The organism is Pseudomonas sp. Larv2_ips (genome assembly GCF_963879675.1).
Taxonomy (GTDB): domain Bacteria; phylum Pseudomonadota; class Gammaproteobacteria; order Pseudomonadales; family Pseudomonadaceae; genus Aquipseudomonas.
Genome location: NZ_CAWOAW010000027.1, coordinates 1,747,277 through 1,764,390, shown reverse-complemented (window position 1 = coordinate 1,764,390; position 17,114 = coordinate 1,747,277). Strand labels below are relative to the sequence as shown.

General features: G+C 61.2%; 13 protein-coding genes and 3 tRNA genes. 2 read left to right on the top strand and 14 right to left on the bottom strand.

The window, feature by feature from the left end; all coding sequences use genetic code 11:
* Nucleotides 1-148 precede the first annotated feature (148 nt).
* Nucleotides 149-1,504 carry an MFS transporter gene (locus AACV02_RS24900; protein ID WP_119742835.1) on the top strand — a complete coding sequence of 452 codons (1,356 nt, stop codon included), beginning with the start codon at nucleotides 149-151 and terminating at the stop codon, nucleotides 1,502-1,504.
* A 262-nt stretch (nucleotides 1,505-1,766) separates the two neighbouring features.
* Here the strand turns inward: AACV02_RS24900 and AACV02_RS24895 are convergent, their stop codons facing one another.
* A complete protein-coding gene (locus tag AACV02_RS24895; RefSeq protein ID WP_157986862.1) occupies nucleotides 1,767-2,792 on the bottom strand; it encodes an acyltransferase in 1,026 nt (341 codons plus the stop codon).
* A 294-nt stretch (nucleotides 2,793-3,086) separates the two neighbouring features.
* Nucleotides 3,087-3,163, bottom strand: a tRNA-Val gene (locus AACV02_RS24890).
* A gap of 185 nt (nucleotides 3,164-3,348) precedes the next feature.
* Between AACV02_RS24890 and AACV02_RS24885 the strand changes: the two genes are divergently transcribed.
* Nucleotides 3,349-4,632: an NAD(P)/FAD-dependent oxidoreductase gene (locus AACV02_RS24885; protein WP_106576691.1), complete on the top strand. Its 1,284-nt coding sequence runs from the start codon at nucleotides 3,349-3,351 to the stop codon at nucleotides 4,630-4,632.
* Between the two features lie 158 nt (nucleotides 4,633-4,790).
* Here the strand turns inward: AACV02_RS24885 and AACV02_RS24880 are convergent.
* The 12 genes from AACV02_RS24880 to AACV02_RS24825 all read right to left on the bottom strand — a co-directional run bounded on the left by AACV02_RS24880 (nucleotide 4,791) and on the right by AACV02_RS24825 (nucleotide 16,990).
* Nucleotides 4,791-4,867, bottom strand: a tRNA-Asp gene (locus tag AACV02_RS24880).
* Between the two features lie 55 nt (nucleotides 4,868-4,922).
* A tRNA-Val gene (locus tag AACV02_RS24875) sits at nucleotides 4,923-4,998 on the bottom strand.
* 107 nt (nucleotides 4,999-5,105) lie between these two features.
* Nucleotides 5,106-5,870 carry an SDR family oxidoreductase gene (locus tag AACV02_RS24870; protein WP_106576690.1) on the bottom strand — a complete coding sequence of 255 codons (765 nt, stop codon included), beginning with the start codon at nucleotides 5,868-5,870 and terminating at the stop codon, nucleotides 5,106-5,108.
* A gap of 11 nt (nucleotides 5,871-5,881) precedes the next feature.
* Nucleotides 5,882-7,093 (bottom strand): O-succinylhomoserine sulfhydrylase, encoded by a 1,212-nt coding sequence (locus tag AACV02_RS24865; protein WP_099583998.1) that lies wholly within the window; start codon nucleotides 7,091-7,093, stop codon nucleotides 5,882-5,884.
* A 65-nt stretch (nucleotides 7,094-7,158) separates the two neighbouring features.
* Nucleotides 7,159-8,664, bottom strand: a complete 1,506-nt coding sequence (purF, locus tag AACV02_RS24860; protein WP_058426877.1) for an amidophosphoribosyltransferase — start codon at nucleotides 8,662-8,664, stop codon at nucleotides 7,159-7,161.
* A 41-nt stretch (nucleotides 8,665-8,705) separates the two neighbouring features.
* Nucleotides 8,706-9,263: a CvpA family protein gene (locus AACV02_RS24855; RefSeq protein ID WP_003192538.1), complete on the bottom strand. Its 558-nt coding sequence runs from the start codon at nucleotides 9,261-9,263 to the stop codon at nucleotides 8,706-8,708.
* A gap of 253 nt (nucleotides 9,264-9,516) precedes the next feature.
* A complete protein-coding gene (locus AACV02_RS24850; RefSeq protein ID WP_119742634.1) occupies nucleotides 9,517-10,188 on the bottom strand; it encodes an SPOR domain-containing protein in 672 nt (223 codons plus the stop codon).
* Complete coding sequence (folC, locus tag AACV02_RS24845) at nucleotides 10,172-11,479, bottom strand: bifunctional tetrahydrofolate synthase/dihydrofolate synthase (protein WP_119742631.1); 1,308 nt, start codon at nucleotides 11,477-11,479, stop codon at nucleotides 10,172-10,174. Before folC ends, AACV02_RS24850 begins: the two co-directional genes overlap by 17 nt.
* On the bottom strand, nucleotides 11,476-12,396 hold the full coding sequence (gene accD / locus AACV02_RS24840; protein ID WP_106576687.1) for an acetyl-CoA carboxylase, carboxyltransferase subunit beta: 921 nt from the start codon (nucleotides 12,394-12,396) through the stop codon (nucleotides 11,476-11,478). The genes folC and accD overlap by 4 nt, the downstream gene beginning before the upstream one ends.
* Nucleotides 12,397-12,639: 243 nt before the next feature.
* Nucleotides 12,640-13,272, bottom strand: a complete 633-nt coding sequence (locus tag AACV02_RS24835; RefSeq protein ID WP_106576686.1) for a phosphoribosylanthranilate isomerase — start codon at nucleotides 13,270-13,272, stop codon at nucleotides 12,640-12,642.
* 64 nt (nucleotides 13,273-13,336) lie between these two features.
* Nucleotides 13,337-14,161 carry a tRNA pseudouridine(38-40) synthase TruA gene (truA, locus tag AACV02_RS24830; RefSeq protein ID WP_106576685.1) on the bottom strand — a complete coding sequence of 275 codons (825 nt, stop codon included), beginning with the start codon at nucleotides 14,159-14,161 and terminating at the stop codon, nucleotides 13,337-13,339.
* Between the two features lie 234 nt (nucleotides 14,162-14,395).
* Nucleotides 14,396-16,990, bottom strand: a complete 2,595-nt coding sequence (locus tag AACV02_RS24825; RefSeq protein WP_119742629.1) for a FimV/HubP family polar landmark protein — start codon at nucleotides 16,988-16,990, stop codon at nucleotides 14,396-14,398.
* Between the last annotated feature and the right edge of the window lie 124 nt (nucleotides 16,991-17,114).

Here is a 17,114-nt window from a genome sequence, read left to right as displayed (position 1 = left end):
TCGAGCGTGCGGGCCCAGGGCTGACCCGGTATTGTCGAGTGCGATCGACCTTCACTGAAAAAGGCCAACGCCGGTGACTTCATCCGTTACACCTGTTTCAAGCGTGCAGACCCGTTTGATCGCCCTGGTGGTCGCCGTGACCTTTTTCATGGAGAACCTCGATGCCACCGTCATCGCCACCGCCTTGCCCACCATGGCGTCGGCGTTCGGGGTCACGGCGGTCGACATGAATATCGGCATCACCGCGTACATTCTTGCCGTGGCGATCTTCATCCCGTTGTCCAGTTGGATCGCCGACCGTTTTGGCGCACGTCGGGTGTTCGCCGCTGCGATCATCATCTTCACCCTGGCTTCGCTGCTTTGCGGGTTGAGCCAGAGCCTTGAAATGTTCGTGATCGCCCGCGTGCTGCAAGGCGTGGGCGGTGCGCTGATGGTGCCGGTGGGGCGCCTGGCGGTGCTGCGCAATACCGACAAAAAAGACTTGGTGAACATGATTGCGGTGATCACCTGGCCTGGGCTGGTCGCGCCGATTCTAGGGCCGGTGGTGGGTGGTTTGATCGTGACCCACGCAACGTGGCCGTGGATTTTTTACGTGAATCTGCCTCTGGGGATACTGGCCCTGGTTGCCGCCTTGTGGCTGGTGCCCAAGGGGCGCGAGGCCAGCGTACGGCGGTTCGACGCCAAAGGCTTTGTTCTGCTGGCCGGTGCGTGCGTGGCAGTGCTTGGCGGGCTGGAATGGCTGGGCAACCAGACCAGCGAAACGCTGATCCCGGGTTTTGTACTGGTGGCCACGGGCACGTTGCTCGCGGCATGGGCCGTGCGTCATTGCCGCCAGCATGCTGAACCGTTATTACCGCTTCAGACCCTGTCCATCGGCACCTTTCGCGTGAGTATTCTTGGCGGGTCGCTGTTCCGTCTCGCCATCAGCGCCCTGCCCTTTCTGCTGCCCTTGTTGTTTCAAGTGGGTTTCGGCCTTTCTCCGGTGGATGCCGGCTTGCTGGTGCTGGCGGTGTTTGCCGGCAACCTGGCAATGAAACCCTTCACGACGCCAATCATGCAACGCTTCGGGTTTCGCCCGGTGCTGCTGGTCAATGGCGCCATTGGCGTCGCATTGGTTGCCGCCTGCGCCTTGTTCACGGTGCAAACGCCGTTGCCGCTGATGGCGGCCGTGCTGTTCGTGGGTGGGCTGTCACGGTCGATGCAGTTTACTTGCTACAACTCAATTGGCTTCGCCGACGTCCCCAAGGCGCGGATGAGCGAGGCGTCGGCGCTGTTCAGCATGGCGTTCCAGCTGGCGATGGGTCTGGGGGTTTCCATGGCGGCGCTGTTGCTACGGGCGTCGATGGCCGTGCAAGGGCACGCCGTGCACGCGGCCGTCGGGGACTTTCGGGTGGCCTTCGTGGGCGTGGCGCTGCTTGGGCTCGCGGGATTGATTGACGTGTATCGTTTACCGGTGGGCGCCGGGGAAAGCGTGCTGAATCGCGCCAAAACGACGGGACCGTGAAGAATCCTGTTCCAGACCTATACTCCATTGAGCGGTGGCGCGTTTTGCGCACCGCTCACGGCAGTATTGCCGACCAAGAGGTAGCCGCTATGTACGCCGGACAAATGAATATGACGACAACAAATGGTGAAATACGCTGCCAGATGGTTGTTCAAATCATCTGCCTGTTGTCGGTTGCCACGCTGTTCTGCTGACCCATCAGTAATGCCTTTCAACCTCCGCTGCGCATAACCGCGCGGGGGCCGCATTCGCGCTGAAAATCTTAAATAATATGCCTCAAGGGCGTGAACAGCCGCGCAATGAATATCGGCACAAGTGTGATGAGGAAGACAGAGAAGACCAGCGCGGGAATTATCCAGAGCATCGAATGCCCTTCGATCAAAGGCCCATAGACGATGCTCAGTCTATTCATCACAAAGATATGCAAGCAGTACACACCCAGGGTTGAGCCCGCCAGAACATTCAAGACCTTGGCATGTCGGGCCAGGCGCGCGCCTAGTTCAACAAACAGGCGAAAGCCGAAAATAGAGCCGACCACGACAAAAGGCGAAAGGTAAGAGAAAAACAGTTGATTGGGCACGCCGTCGCGCAACGACAACCCATACGTGGCCAACGCTGTGCACACCGCACAAATCAGAAATCCTGCGGCATCCACAAGCACGGTGGGCGCTTGCTGCGTCTGTATTCGATCAAACACGTAAGCCCCGAGAAACACGAACCCGCTTAACCCTGCAAAGGACGACAGCCCGTATACAGAGGCAAGATCGCCAACACCCGGATAAAAATAAGTCACCAACGGAATAACGCTGGCAACAACAAACCAGATGGATAAATAGATGAGTTTTTCCGCGTCGGTGGAATGTCGGTAGATCTTGGCCATGAACGGAATAAACAGGTAGATCCCGACCAGCGCATATAAGTACCACAGGTGAAAATAAGCAGGGCCCTTGAACACCGAAACCATCGAGGCAATTAACCCGCTGTAATCACCCGTCAACCGCGTCTTCCACAGCACATAGAACACCGACCAGAAGATCAGCGGCGGGAAGATCCTGATAAAGCGCTTTGTATAAAACGCCTTTACCCCTTCCTCTCTGCCAAGCAGCAGCGCACCCGACAACATCAAGAAGAGCGGCACACACGACCGGACGAGGGAGTCATACGCATTGAAATAAGCCCAGTCATGACCGAACGCTGCAACCCCGGTGGCGGAAACATGAAGAACAACGACCATGAAGCAAGCGATGATGCGGGTGAAATCCAGTCCAGCACTCAGTTCTTTTCTCATTGTTCTTTTCGCGCCCCTGTCACGCCACATTCGCTGGCAGCGTGATCAAATCCGTCTGTTTTTGTGCGCGCGAGAATAGCACGACGCCGCTCACTCGAACGCGCCCACACCGGTATAGGCTATTTTGAGTAAACCTCAACCACGTCGACGCAGCATGTGATCAGTACCGATGCACTCAGGGCAATTTGAACAAGAAGGCGGGCACCGGACGGGGCATTGGTAAATCGCAGGCAACAAAAAAGGGCCCACCTTTCGGTGAGCCCTTCTAGACCGCCCAGCAGAGCGGATTTTGTTTGGTAGGCGCGATTGGACTCGAACCAACGACCCCCACCATGTCAAGGTGGTGCTCTAACCAACTGAGCTACGTGCCTGCTGTGAGGCGGCATTCTACGGAATTCCGGAGGGGTGTCAACATCTTTTTTGCAGCTAACCCTATGAATATGCGAATTATTTATTTGCGCCGGGTGCACCGGTGATTTTTCGGGTGGCTGGCAGGCAATTTTCAACTCAGGTAGGATCGGCGCACTCGTAAAAAATATAAAACAGAGGTTCCAGGATGGCGAACACCCCTTACCCCCAGTCGTATTACGCCGCGTCCGCGAATGCGGTTCCGCCTCGCCCGGTACTGCAAGGTGACGTCGAAACCGATGTGTGTGTGATTGGCGCCGGCTACACCGGCCTTTCCAGCGCGCTGTTTCTGCTGGAAAACGGTTTTCGCGTCACCGTGCTGGAAGCCGCCAAGGTGGGGTTTGGTGCGTCGGGCCGTAACGGCGGGCAAATCGTCAACAGCTACAGCCGCGACATCGATGTGATCGAGCGCAGCGTCGGCCCCAAGCAAGCGCAGCTGCTGGGGCAGATGGCGTTTGAGGGCGGCAGGATCATTCGCGAGCGCGTGGCCAAATATCAGATCCAGTGCGACCTGAAGGATGGCGGCGTGTTCGCCGCCCTCAACAGCAAGCACATGGGCCACCTGGAATCGCAGAAACGCTTGTGGGAACGCTACGGGCATACGCAACTTGAGTTGCTGGACGAACGCCGTATCCGCGAAGTAGTGGCCTGTGACAACTACGTCGGCGGCCTGCTCGACATGAGCGGCGGGCACATTCACCCACTCAACCTCGCGCTGGGCGAAGCGGCGGCTGTTGAATCCCTGGGCGGCACGATCTACGAGCAATCGGCTGCGGTGCGCATCGAGCGCGGCGCGAACCCGGTGGTGCACACCGCCGAAGGCAAGGTCAGGGCCAAGTTCATCATCGTCGCGGGCAACGCCTACCTGGGGAACCTGGTGCCGGAGCTGGCGGCCAAATCGATGCCTTGCGGCACACAGGTCATCACCACCGCCCCACTGGGTGATGAACTGGCCAAGACGCTGCTGCCGCAGGATTATTGCGTCGAAGACTGCAACTACCTGCTCGACTACTACCGCCTCACCCGCGACAAGCGCCTGATCTTCGGCGGCGGCGTGGTGTATGGCGCACGTGACCCGGCCAACATCGAAGCGATCATCCGCCCGAAGATGCTCAAGGCCTTCCCGCAGCTCAAGGACGTGAAAATCGATTACGCCTGGACCGGCAATTTCCTGCTGACCTTGTCGCGCTTGCCGCAGGTGGGTCGCCTGGGCGACAACATCTATTACTCACAAGGCTGCAGCGGCCATGGCGTGACGTACACGCACCTGGCAGGCAAGGTGCTGGCGGAGGCACTGAGAGGTCAGGCGGAGCGTTTTGATGCGTTTGCCGACCTGCCGCACTACCCGTTCCCGGGCGGGCAACTGTTGCGCACGCCATTTGCGGCGCTGGGCGCCTGGTATTACGGGTTGCGGGACAAACTGGGGTTCTGACCACACAGTGGGAGCCGGCTTGCCGGCTCTTGCAGCCGAAAGCCAAATCGCAGAAACAAAAAACCCCGGTCTCTCGACCAGGGTTTTTGCTATCGGATCAAAGTCAGCCTAGGACTTTCTTTGTGCTTCAAGGCGTTCAGTGGGCCTTGAGGCAGATATGGCGCAGCGGACGGGACTCGAACCCGCGACCCCCGGCGTGACAGGCCGGTATTCTAACCGACTGAACTACCGCTGCGCGTCGGTGCAACCTTTAACGTTGCGTCTTGCCCTAGGGCAAAACTCTCAAGAAGTGGTGGGTGATGACGGGATCGAACCGCCGACCCTCTGCTTGTAAGGCAGATGCTCTCCCAGCTGAGCTAATCACCCTTTGCTTCGTTGAGGCCGCGAAATTTACGCAGGTAGCGGACCTAAGTCAATAGCCTGCTTGAAGTTTTTCTGAAAAAGACAAAATTGCTTCAAGACGGCTATCTGCCCTACTCGCTGTAAATCATCTTCTTGCTCATGCCACCGTCCACCACAAACTCTTGCCCGGTGACAAACCCCGCCTGGCGCGACAGTAACCACGCCACCATCGCCGCCACGTCTTCCACCGTACCCACCCTGCCCGCCGGATGCTGGGCATGGTCGGCATCCGTCAACGGCTCGGCACGCCGGGCCGCCGGATCACGCGCATCGATCCAGCCAGGGCTGACGGCATTGACCCGCACCTCCGGCCCCAGGCTCATGGCCAATGCATGCGTCAGGGCCAGCAGGCCGCCTTTGCTGGCCGCATAGGCCTCGGTGTCCGGCTCCGACTGACGCGCCCGGGTCGATGCCAGGTTGACGATGGCACCGCCATGGGCACGCAGGTACGGCGCGCAGTGCTTGGCCAACAGCATCGGCCCACTGAGGTTCACCGCAAGCACGCGGTTCCAATACGCCAGGTCGAGGCTTTCCAGGGTGATATTGCGCGGGTCGGCCACCGCCGCGTTGCACACCAACGCGTCCAGCCGCCCGAACTGCCCCAGTACTTCTGCGACACCCTGGGCCACTTGTTTTTCGTCGGCGACGTCCATGGTAATAAACCAGGCATTGTCGCCCAGCACCTTGGACACCTTGGAGCCACGCTCGCGGTCCAGGTCGGTCAACACCACTTGCCAGCCTTCGCTGATCAGCCACGCCGCGATCCCGAGACCAATGCCCCGCGCCGCGCCGGTCACCAGTGCGACGCGGCCGTTACCGACCGCTGCAGCATCCATGGACCACTCGATCACAAGGCCGCCAGCCCGCGGGCCAGGTCAGCCTGCAAGTCGGCCACATCTTCCAGGCCCACCGCGATGCGGATCAGGCTGTCGCGGATGCCGGCCGCTTCGCGCTCTTGCGGCGCCAGGCGACCATGGGAGGTGGTGCTCGGGTGCGTGATCGTGGTCTTGCTGTCGCCCAGGTTGGCGGTGATGGAAATCAAGCGAGTGGCGTCGATGAAGCGCCAGGCGCCCTCTTTGCCGCCCTTCACTTCGAAGCTGACGACGGCGCCGAAACCACGCTGCTGGCGTTGAGCCAATTCGTGTTGCGGGTGGCTCTTGAGGCCGGCGTAATGCACTTTCTCGATGCCATCCTGCTGCTCCAGCCACTCGGCCAGGGCCTGGGCATTGGCGCAATGGGCCTTCATGCGCAGACTGAGGGTTTCCAGGCCTTTGAGGAAGATCCAGGCGTTGAACGGGCTCAGGGTCGGGCCGGCGGTGCGCAAGAAACCCACCACTTCTTTCATCTGCTCGCCACGCCCAGCCACCACGCCGCCCATGCAACGGCCCTGGCCGTCGATGAACTTGGTGGCCGAGTGCACGACGATGTCTGCGCCCAGCTTCAACGGCTGCTGCAATGCAGGCGTGCAGAAGCAGTTGTCGACCACCAGCATCGCGCCTTTGGCGTGCGCCACTTCAGACAATGCGGCGATGTCGACCAACTCGGCCAGCGGGTTGGACGGCGACTCGACGAACAGCAATTTGGTGTTGGCCTTGATCGCCGCGTCCCAACCGGACAGGTCTGCCAGCGGTACGTAGTCCACTTCAATACCGAAGCGCTTGAAGTACTTCTCGAACAGGCTGATGGTCGAACCGAACACACTGCGTGATACCAATACATGGTCGCCAGCGCTGCACAAGCTCATCACCACGGCGAGGATGGCCGCCATGCCGGTCGCCGTGGCCACCGCCTGCTCAGCGCCTTCGAGGGCCGCAATACGCTCCTCGAACGCACGGACGGTCGGGTTGGTGTAGCGCGAGTAGACGTTGCCCGGCACTTCACCGGCAAAACGCGCGGCAGCGTCGGCGGCGGTGCGGAACACATAGCTGGAGGTGAAGAACATCGGGTCACCGTGCTCACCTTCCGGGGTACGGTGCTGGCCGGCGCGCACAGCCAGGGTATCGAAAGCTACGCCATCGAGGTCGCTGTCCAACCGACCGGCATCCCATTCCTGACTCATGCTGCGACTCCTTACTCAATTCTTTATTTAAGATACAAAACCGGCCCCTCAGGGCCGGTGTTTACTCAGTTGTTGTACAGATCGATGATCGCGCTGACCGCCTGGGTCTTGATCTTCGACGAGTCGTTGCGCGCCTGCTCGATCTTGTTCAGGTAAGCCTCATCGACATCGCCGGTCACGTACTTGCCGTCGAACACGGCGCAATCGAACTGCTCGATCTTGATCTTGCCGCCGCCAACCGCTTCGATCAGGTCCGGCAGGTCCTGGTAGATCAGCCAGTCGGCGCCGATCAGGTCGGCAACGTCCTGGGTCGAACGGTTGTGGGCAATCAGCTCGTGGGCGCTCGGCATGTCGATACCGTACACGTTCGGGTACCGCACAGCAGGCGCAGCGGAGCAGAAGTACACGTTCTTGGCGCCCGCTTCACGGGCCATCTGAATAATCTGCTTGCAGGTGGTGCCACGTACGATGGAGTCGTCCACCAGCATCACGTTCTTGCCGCGAAACTCCAGCTCGATGGCGTTGAGCTTCTGGCGGACCGACTTCTTGCGCGCTGCCTGGCCCGGCATGATGAAGGTACGGCCGATGTAGCGGTTCTTGACGAAGCCTTCGCGGAACTTGACGCCCAAATGGTTGGCCAGCTCCAGCGCAGCGGTGCGGCTGGTGTCCGGAATCGGGATTACCACGTCGATGTCGTGCTCAGGACGCTCGCGCAGGATTTTCTCCGCCAGCTTCTCGCCCATGCGCAGACGCGCCTTGTACACCGAAACGCCGTCGATGATCGAATCCGGACGCGCCAGGTAGACGTGTTCGAAGATGCACGGGGTGAGTTTCGGCGCCACGGCGCACTGACGGGTGTGCAGCTTGCCGTCTTCGGTGATGTACACCGCTTCGCCCGGGGCCAGGTCGCGGATCAGGGTAAAGCCGAGCACGTCCAGGGACACGCTTTCGGAGGCGATCATGTACTCGACGCCTTCGTCAGTGTGGCGCTGGCCGAACACGATCGGGCGGATGCCGTGCGGGTCGCGGAAACCGACGATGCCGTAACCGGTGACCATGGCCACGACCGCGTAACCACCGACGCAACGGTTGTGCACGTCAGTCACGGCGGCGAACACGTCTTCTTCGGTGGGCTGCAGCTTGCCGCGCTGGGCCAGCTCGTGGGCGAACACGTTGAGCAGCACTTCCGAATCGGAACTGGTGTTGACGTGGCGCAGGTCAGATTCGTAAATCTCCTTGGCCAGTTGTTCAACGTTGGTCAGGTTACCGTTGTGCGCCAGGGTAATGCCGTAAGGCGAGTTGACGTAAAACGGTTGAGCTTCGGCCGAGGTCGAGCTGCCCGCAGTCGGGTAACGCACATGGCCAATGCCCATGTGCCCGACGAGGCGCTGCATGTGACGTTGATGGAACACGTCACGCACCAGGCCATTGTCCTTGCGCAGGAATAACCGGCCGTCGTGGCTGGTCACAATACCGGCAGCGTCCTGGCCGCGGTGCTGGAGGACGGTTAGCGCGTCATACAGCGCCTGATTCACGTTCGACTTACCGACGATACCGACGATGCCACACATGCGACGCAACCCCTACTTAATGAATCTTGACTGAACACTGCTTACTGAGGCGTTTTGGCCGGCAAGAGGTGTTCCTTGAACGGAAGATCAGCGGGTACGCTGATTCCGCTGGCCAGCCACTGACTGCTCCACCCCAGAATGAGGTTCTTGGACCAATCTGCAACCAATAGAAATTTTGGCACGAGTACCGACTCCTGCCACCACGAATCCTGCTGTACCGGCCCCAGGCTCAACAGCCCGACCGCCACGACCACCAGCAACGCGCCACGCGCAGCGCCGAAGGCCATGCCGAGAAATCGATCGGTCCCGGAGAGGCCGGTGACACGTATCAACTCGCCAATAAGATAATTGACCATTGCCCCCACCAGCAGCGTGGCGATGAACATGATGGCGCAGCCCGCGATGACGCGAGCCGAAGGTGTCTCGATGTAACCGGCCAGATAAACCGACAATGAACCACCGAACATCCAGGCTACGACTCCTGCGATGATCCAGGTCAGCAACGACAGTGCTTCTTTTACGAAGCCGCGGCTTAGACTGATCAAAGCGGAGATGGCGACGATTGCAACGATCGCCCAATCAACCCAGGTAAATGGCACAGTGCAGCCTACGTACGGATAAGGCGGCGCATTTTAGCAGAGCGCCGGGCTGTCGGTAAGCTGTGATTGCGGGTGCTTTGCAAATCAATGGGTTGAGTAGGGCGAAGGCCCCTCAGGACCACCCAATACAATGTGGGAGGGGGCTTGCCCCCGACAGCGACGGGTCATTATCAGAGAGGCTGACTGACCTACCGCCATCGGGGGCAAGCCCCCTCCCACATTGAGTGCATTCCAAGCTGAAACGGGGGTGAAATCAGCCGCGCTCAGGCTGAAAACGCACCACAAAACCATTCAGGTTCTGCTGGCGACCCAGCAAGTCGCGCAGACGATCGGCCTCGGCGCGCTCGATCAGCGGCCCGATAAACACGCGGTTCTTGCCATCGGCACTGCGGATATAAGCGTTGTAGCCCTGAGTGCGCAGCTTTTTCTGCAAGGCTTCGGCGCTCTCGCGATTGGCCAGGCTGGCGAGCTGGATCGACCAAGTGATCGGCAGACCATTGGGATCGATACGGCTTTGACCAACGTCCGGCTTGCCCGGCGCGGCAGGTTGCGGCGCAACCGGCTTGGGCGCTGGCGCCGGCGCGGCCGGTTTGGCGGCAACCACAGGCGCTGCCGGCGCAGGTGCAGGTGCGGGCTTGACCACCGGCACACTCGGCTGCACCGGCATGCTCGGCGCCTGCTGCGCAGCCACATCCGCATCACTCGGCACAGGCTCCTCAGGCAACGCCTGCGGCTCGGGCACCACCACCGGCTCGACCTGAACTTGCGGTACCGTCGGCGCCTGGGGCGCAGCCGGTGCCTCAACGACTACCTGGCGCTGCTCATCCTGACGCGAAAACAGCATCGGCAGAAAAATCACCGCCAACGCCACCAACACCAGGGCTCCAACCATTCGCTGCTTGTATGCGCTATCCAGTAATGCCATGTGCAGCTTCCTCCGTGGAGCGCCGGGCCAACCACTCTAGCGCCTCGGCAACACAATAAAATGATCCGAACAACAGAATCTCGTCCTCGGCCGTTGCCACCGCACACTGCGCTTCAAGCGCGGCGGTGACGCTTGCATACGACGCCACTGGCGCACCAAGGTTCTGCAAGGCCGTTTCCAATTCGGCGGCCGGCCGACTGCGCGGCGTATCCAGCGGCGCCACCGCCCAAGCCTGCACATCGCCCAGCAACGGCGCAACCACGCCGCCCAGGTCTTTGTCAGCCAACAGCCCGAATACCGCCAGGCGGCGACCCACCGGTGGCGTACGCGACAGGCGTTGCGCCAGGTACTCGGCGGCATGCGGGTTATGCCCCACATCCAGCAGCAGGTTCAGGCGCTTGCCCTCCCACTCGAAGGTGCGACGATCCAGGCGCCCGACCACCCGAGTGGCCAGCAATGTCGCGGCAATTTGTTCGGCATGCCACGGCAGATCCAGCAGCAGGTAGGCCTGCAACGCCAGCGCAGCGTTTTCCATCGGCAGGTTCAGCAGCGGCAGATCATGCAGCTCTACCGCCTGCCCGCGCGCATCACGCCCACACCATTGCCAATGTTGAGCACCGATGTCGAGATTGAATTCGCGGCCGCGCAGGTAAAACGGACAATCCAACTCGCGCACCTTGTCGAGCAAGGGTTGCGGCGGGTCCAGATCACCACACAGCGCAGGCTTGCCCTGGCGGAAGATCCCGGCCTTTTCATAGGCCACCGACTCGCGGGTATTGCCCAGGTAGTCGGCATGGTCCACGCCAATGCTGGTGACCAGCGCCATGTCGGCATCCACCACGTTGACGGTATCCAGACGCCCACCCAGGCCGACTTCCAGAACAACCACATCCAATTGCGCACGCTCAAACAGCCAGAACGCCGCCAGGGTGCCCATTTCGAAGTAGGTCAGGGAAATTTCGCCGCGCCCGGTATCCAGTGCGGCAAAGGCTTCGCAGAGCTGCTCATCAGTGGCTTCGACGCCATTGAGCTGCACCCGCTCGTTGTAACGCAGCAGGTGCGGAGAATTGTAGACGCCAACTTTCAGCCCTTGGGCTTGCAGCAGCGCCGCGACAAAGGCACAGGTTGAGCCTTTGCCGTTGGTGCCGGTCACCGTGATCACGCGCGGTGCCGGCCGGCCCAACCCGAGGCGGGCCGCTACCTGTTGCGAGCGCTCCAGGCCCATGTCGATGGCTGACGGATGCAACTGCTCAAGGTAGGCGAGCCATTCGCCAAGGGTACGTTGGGTCATAGGTTTGCAGGCACCGGCGGTACAACGATCGGTTCGACTTTAGGCGCGACGTACACAGGCGTCGGCAGGCCCATCATTTGCGCCAGCAGGTTACCCAGGCGTGGACGCAGCTCGCCACGGGCGATGATCATGTCAATCGCGCCGTGCTCCAGCAGGAACTCGCTGCGCTGGAAACCTTCCGGCAGTTTTTCACGAACCGTCTGCTCGATCACGCGCGGGCCGGCAAAGCCGATCAGGGCCTTGGGTTCGCCGACAATCACGTCACCCAGCATCGCCAGGCTGGCAGAAACGCCGCCATAGACCGGGTCTGTCAGCACGGAGATGAACGGAATGCCTTCTTCACGCAGACGCGCCAGTACCGCAGAGGTCTTGGCCATTTGCATCAGGGAAATCAGCGCTTCCTGCATGCGCGCGCCACCGGAAGCGGCGAAGCAGATCATCGGGCAACGGTTTTCCAGCGCGTAGTTGGCGGCACGTACGAAACGCTCACCGACGATGGCACCCATGGAACCGCCCATGAAGGAAAACTCAAACGCCGACACCACCACGGGCATGCCCAGCAACTTGCCGCTGACGGAAATCAGCGCGTCCTTTTCACCGGTCTGCTTTTGCGCGGCGGTGAGGCGATCCTTGTACTTCTTGCCATCGCGGAACTTGAGACGGTCAACCGGCTCCAGGTCAGCGCCCAGCTCGGCACGGCCATCGGCGTCGAGGAAAATGTCGATGCGGGCGCGGGCGCCGATACGCATGTGGTGGTTGCACTTGGGGCAAACGTCCAGGGTCTTTTCCAGCTCCGGGCGATACAGCACCGCGTCGCAGGATGGGCACTTGTGCCACAGACCTTCAGGAACCGAGCTTTTCTTCACCTCGGAACGCATGATCGAAGGGATCAGTTTGTCTACTAACCAGTTGCTCATGCTTTCTTTCTCCAGTACCGGTGGCTTGAACACAGCCCCGCGTATGCCCTTGAGCTAAATTCATATGTGGCGATGACACAGGCGGGACGGGGTCAGACGTTCGACCAGCCATTTCCTGCCTGTATCCTCAGCCGTCCAGACAACCCGCAGCGCGGGTTGCCACTACGTTTCCGGGCCTCCCGCAGGCGGCGCCGATGCTGTTTTACACAGTGGTAGTTATGGACGGCGGCAGACTGCGAGCCGTCACATCACACCATTGCTGTTGCGCACCGCTTGCATGAATGCGCGAATCTTGTGGTGATCCTTGATGCCCTTGCCCTGCTCCACCCCACCGCTGACGTCCACGGCGTACGGCCGAACCTGCTCGATGGCGGCTCCGACATTCGCGGGGTTGAGCCCGCCGGCGAGGATAATCGGCTTGCTCAGCCCCTCGGGAATCAGCGTCCAGTCGAATGCTTCGCCCGTACCACCCGGCACGCCTTCGACATAGGTGTCCAACAGAATGCCACGAGCGCCAGTATAGGCAGCACACGCAGCGGCGATGTCATCCCCGGCCTTGACGCGCAGCGCCTTGATATACGGGCGTTGGTAGCTTTCACACTCGTCGGGGCTTTCATCGCCGTGAAACTGCAGCATGTCCAGCTGCACGGCATCCAGGGTTTCGTTGAGCTCGCAGCGGCTGGCGTTGACGAACAAGCCGACGGTGGTCACGAACGGCGGTAACGCGGCGATGATTGCACGCGCCTGCAGCACATTCACCGCCCGTGGGCTCTTGGCATAAAACACAAAACCGATGGCATCCGCCCCCGCCTCGACTGCCGCCAGCGCGTCTTCTATGCGGGTGATCCCGCAAATCTTGCTGCGAACGGCTGACATGTCGTAGAAACCTCAGGGGTTGAACCGAGAAAGTCCCGGATGGTAACAAAAGCTATTCCGGGCGTCAGCCGCCAAGTTCGCTGAAACCTGTGAGAAAGTGTGGCCCGATGAAGCGATCCGGCAATTCGAACTCGTCGCGGTACTCCACGTCCACCAGATACAGGCCAAAGGGATGCGCCGTCACCCCACCTGTGCGGCGGATGCGACTTTCCAACACCTCTTTGGCCCACTCCACCGGGCGCTCGCCGGTGCCGATGGTCATCAACACGCCTGCAATATTGCGCACCATATGGTGCAGGAAGGCACCGGCGCGGATATCCAGCACGATCATCTTGCCGTGACGGGTCACGCGCAAGTGATGGACTTCCTTGATTGGCGACTTGGCCTGGCACTGGCCGGCACGGAACGCGCTGAAATCATGCACACCGACCAAATGCTGCGCGGCCTCGGCCATGCGCTCGGCATCCAGCGGGCGATGGTTCCAGGTGATTTCCTGGTTGAGGTGCGCCGGACGGATCTGGTCGTTATAGATCACGTAGCGATATCGCCGGGCAATGGCCTTGAAGCGCGCATGAAAATGCGCAGGCATGACCTTGGCCCAAGTGACGCTGACGTCATGGGGCAAGTTGATATTGGCGCCCATCACCCACGCTTTCATCGTGCGCTCGGCCTGGGTGTCGAAGTGCACCACCTGGCCACAGGCATGCACACCGGCGTCGGTTCGCCCGGCGCACATCAACGACACCGGCGAGTCGGCGACCTTCGACAAGGCGTTTTCGAGGGTTTCCTGCACCGTCAGCACACCCGAGGCCTGGCGCTGCCAGCCGCGATAGCGCGAGCCTTTGTATTCCACGCCCAGGGCGATGCGGTTAAAGCCTGCGGCCGCCATTTCGGCGGCCGCGTTATCTAGATTTGCCAAGAACTGAGAGCCCGATGAGTTGCGCAAAGGCGCCCATTATAAAGGCGGAGCACGCATGAGGGGCGCTTTTGTTGCGAGGCCACGCGCCAAAGCAACTGTGGGAGCGGGCCTGTTCGCGAATGCAACGTGCCAGGCGCTCAATCCGCTCACCGACACGTCACGCTCGCGAGCAAGCCCGCTCCCACATTGGCGTTACACCACTGTTCAGATTTTGCCGAGCATTTCCTTGGCTTCACCGCGCTGGGCTTCATCGCCCTCAGTCAGCACTTCGGACAGAATGTCGCGCGCGCCGTCGGCATCGCCCATGTCGATGTAGGCCTGGGCCAGGTCGAGCTTGGTGGCCACCTCATCGGTGCCAGAGAGGAAATCAAACTCCGGCTCATCAGCGCCCAACGCCGCATCTTCGGCGGTAAAGGAAGGCTCGATCGGCGGATGCTCGAGGCTCTGGGACAGGCGATCGAGCTCAGCGTTGACGTCGTCCAGCTCGGATGTGAAGGCATCCGGCTTGGCGGCCGGCGGCGCTTGCGGTTCGTCAGCCAGGGACAGGTCGAAGTCTTCCGGCAGGTCGAAATCATCCAGTGCGGCAGGGGTAAGGGTCGGCGGCTCAACGGCCGGCACATCCTTCATCTGGTCTTCAAGGCCCGAGAGGAAGTCATCGTCCGATTGCGTGGACGACGGCGCGTCCAGCTGCAGGTCCAGATCGAAGTCCGACACATCATCCGCCGCAGGCTTGGCTTGCGTCTGGCGCTGCAGGACAGACTCGAAACTCGACTCATCCTTGGGGCTGACCACGGCCGGCGAAGCGGCTTCCAGATCGTCCAGGCTCAAGTCGAAATCCGTGTCGAACGCGTCGGCTTCCGGCGCCGGCGCTGCCGGTTTGTCTTCAAGCAAGTTCTTCACGTATTGAGCGTCCAGCGCCGCCGCAGCCACCGCAGCGCTGACGCCCGCGGCCAACACGGCCATGGCCGGGAAGCGACTCTTGAGCTGCTCGACCTGGGCGTGGTTTTCGCCCGTGGCCACCAGTTGACGCTCTTGCGTGACGAAGCCGTCCTTATCGCTTTGCAGACCGTAGACTTCCATCAGCTTCAAGCGCAGGTCACTGCGCTTGGGCTCGCGCTTGATCGCCTGCTCCAACACATCGGCGGCCTGATTCAGGTGACCACGGTCGATATGGGATTGGGCTTGTGCGAGCGCATCGCTGGAATTTTCCGGGGCCACGGCGACGGCCAACGGCGCCAGCACGGAAGCCACGCTCGGCACCACGACAGGCTCAACCACCGGGGCAGGCGCAGGCGCGGCCGCCAGCTTGACGTTCGGCGGCGGCACTTCCAGGCCTTCGAAGCTGTCCGGTGGCAGGTCGTGATCCACATTCGGCGAAAACTGTGGTTCTTCAGCCAGCGCCCGCGCCATACGCAGGTGCTTTTCCTCTTCGAGGCGGGCATTGCGGTGACGGGCCCACAGCAGCAGGAGCAACAACACCAGCAAGCCGGCAGCACCGCCGATGACCCCGAGAACAATCGGGTTGGTCAGCAGATCGTTGAATTTACCTTCGGTGCTGCTGGCAGGCGCGGTATCCGGCTTGATCGGCTCGGGCGTAGCTACCACGGCAGCCGGCGTCGCATCGGGCGCCGGCGCAGTCGCTGCAGTCGCCGCAGGCTCGCCTGGCAGCTGCGCCGGGATGGCTGCCGTCGTCGGCGCAGTGCCCGGCACTGCCGGGTTACCGCCCTGAGCCTGCAACTTGGCCAGTTGATCGTTTTTCAATTGAATCAGCTTTTGCAGCTTGTCCAACTGGCTTTGCAGGTCGGCCGCGCGGCTTTTCAGCTCGGCATTGTCGCGGCGCGTGGTGTCCAGTTCTTCCTGGGTCATCGCCAGCTTGTCGCTCAATGCACGCCCGTCAGCGGCCCTGCCCTTGGCACCTTTCTTGGCGGACTCGGCCGACACCAGGCTCAAGTTGTCCTTGGCATTGGTGCTCGAGGGCGCGTCGCCTGCCTGGGTGCGCCGAGTGGCGTCCAGTTGTTGCTTGCCGGCGGCCTGATTATTGGTCGTGCGACGGCCCTCGCGCCAGGCGGCATTTTGCGCAGTGACTTCGGCAATCGCTTCCGGCTGCGGCAGGCTGGTGGCTTGCTGGCGATCCGGAAGACGCAGCACCTGGCCGGTTTTCAGGCGGTTGATATTGCCGTAGATAAAGGCATCAGGGTTGAGCGCCTGGATTGCCAGCATCGTCTGCTGGACCGACGCGCCGTTGCGGTTCTTCGCGGCAATTTCCCACAAGGTATCGCGAGACGTCGTGGTGTGCTGCGCAGCTTTGCTGACCGTGGGCGCCGTGCTGGCAGGTGCCGACTGGGTCGGCGCACTCAAGCGCGGTGCCGGTGCGCTGGCGGTCGGTGCCGGCTGCTCGAACTTGGCCGGGTCGAGCAGCACACTGTAGTCGCGCATCAGGCGGCCGTTGGGCCATTGCACTTGAAGCAGAAACCGTACGTAGGAATCAGGCAGCGGCTTGCTGGAGGTGACGCGCACCACACTGCGGCCATTGGGGTTGATCACCGGGGTAAACGTCAGGTCATTCAGAAACGCCTGGCGATCCACGCCGGCGTCCACAAACGCCTGGTCAGACGCCAGGCTCGGGGTGATCTCGGAGGCAGTGAGGCCGCCGACATCGAGCAATTCGATTTCCACCGCCAACGGCTGGTTCAACTTCGACTTGAGGGTCATCTCCCCAAGCTGCAGCGCCTGCGCCATACCGGAAGACAGCGCCGAGGCGGCCGCTATTGCTAACACCAGTTTGCGAACTTGAACCATAGCCTCATCCTTTGTTTGAACACTCCCCGGCCTGCGAGAAGGTTGGTAACCGCTGCCATAAGGCATGGCGAGCCGATAGGTTACCGACGCGCTTCTGTTTCGCTTGGGGCCAAGCATAGCGCTT